Origin of the sequence: Wolbachia endosymbiont of Nasonia oneida (genome assembly GCF_009012935.1) — a bacterium.
Classification (GTDB): Bacteria; Pseudomonadota; Alphaproteobacteria; order Rickettsiales; family Anaplasmataceae; genus Wolbachia; species Wolbachia pipientis.
On the sequence record NZ_QESS01000043.1, the window covers coordinates 1 to 1,801 of the forward strand.

The following is a 1,801-nucleotide window of genomic DNA, read 5'->3' on the forward strand; positions in this document are numbered from 1 at the left end:
TACACTATTATTAACAATTATTCAACCATATTTTTGAAGATAGCTATGCCGCCGCGAACCGTCATACCGCCGCGGTATCTCTAGATCCCGCTAACAAGCAGCGGGATGACGAATTACTTAACCGTCATACCACCGCGAACCGTCATACCGCCGCGGTATCTCGGCATAGATTCCGCTAACTAGTAGCGGAATGACGATTGTGTATCGTGTTTTGCTAAAAATCACAGAATGCAGTCTGGTTACCTTATTAGAAGTTTAGCTTTAACTTTAAATGGACTACTCAACCGTGACAGACTTAGCTAAATTTCTTGGACAATCTGCATCTAACCCTTTTTTTGCTGCAGTAAAGTAAGCAAGGAATTGCATAGCAACACTGTAGATGATTGGAGAGATAAAATTATCAGTGTCTGGAAGTTGCACCACATCTGCGCAAACTCCCCTTAGGAATGGCGCTCCTTGTTTATCACTGAAGGCAATTACTTTGCCTTTTCTTGCAATAATCTCTTGTATATTAGATAGCGTTTTAAAGAATAAATCATCATAAGGGATAATTGCTATAACAAGCACAGTAGAGTCTATTAAAGCAATAGAACCATGCTTCATTTCTCCCGCTGCAATACCAGTTGTATTGATATATGAAAGCTCTTTTATTTTCAATGCGCCTTCCATTGCAACTCCGTATGAACTTCCTCTGCCGATTAAAATAACGTTATTGTGTTCTAATATACTGCCCGATATATGTTGTATTTTCATCACATTCAAAACGTGCTCAACATACTCGGGAATAGAATTGATAGCACTGCTTAGCTGTTTTATTCTCTCTCCACCCAGTATACCTTTTATTTTTCCAAGCTCCACGGCAAAGCATGCTAAAGTTGCAAGTTGCGCAGAAAAGGTTTTTGTTGAAGCAACACCAATTTCTGGCCCAGCAAGAGTATGTAACACAATATCTGAGATCTTTTCAATGCTGCTGCTAAATGTATTAGTTATACTTATGATTGTTTGCTTCTGTGATTTCGCATAACGCAGCGCTTCTATGGTATCTGCAGTTTCGCCAGATTGAGAGATAAATAACCCAATGCTGCCTTCTTCCAGCTTGACGTTGCTATACCTAAATTCTGATGAGATTTCTAGATATACTCGAACTTGAGCGACATTTTCCAGCCAATACTTTGCTATTAGCCCAGCAAAATAAGATGACCCGCATCCAACTATAGTAATGTGATTCAGTTCAGAGAATAATTTTTTGTTGACCTCTTTATATTGCTTGTAAAATTGGTTTATTGTTTTGTTTAATGCACAAGGTTGCTCAAAAATCTCTTTTAACATGAAGCTAGGGTAACCATTTTTGCTAATTAGAAAATCACTTGGACTACTATTTTCTATACTGCGTTTAACTTGTGTACCATTGTTGTATATACTAACTCCACTAGATTTTATCACTGCAATGTCATCATCTTCCAAATGCGATATTTTTTCCACAAATGCACTTAAAGCATTAGAGTCAGATGCAGCAAACACTGTGTTACAGTTATAGCCTATTGCTAAAGGCAAATTTCTCTTCGCAACAAATAAGGCGTCTGGATATTCTGCAAATAATAAGACCAAGGCAAATGAGCCGTGTAGGTTGTTTAAACACTTAAATAGAGAATCAACTGGCGACAATCCTTCATCAAGATATAAGGTTAGCATGTTTGGTATGATCTCTGTGTCAGTGTCAGTATGGAATGACATCACTGCCATTAAGTTAAGGAAAAAAGTGTTAGAATGTATTATAAAATCGGGTAAGATCGCTGAATTA

At 37.7% G+C, this 1,801-nt stretch carries 1 protein-coding gene; it reads right to left on the reverse strand.

All coding sequences use genetic code 11. The annotated features are described in order from the left end of the window. Positions 1–276: 276 nt before the first annotated feature. Positions 277–1,801 (reverse strand): glutamine--fructose-6-phosphate transaminase (isomerizing) (gene glmS / locus DEF52_RS05975; protein ID WP_237357378.1); only part of this gene is annotated, 1,525 nt, incomplete at its 5' end.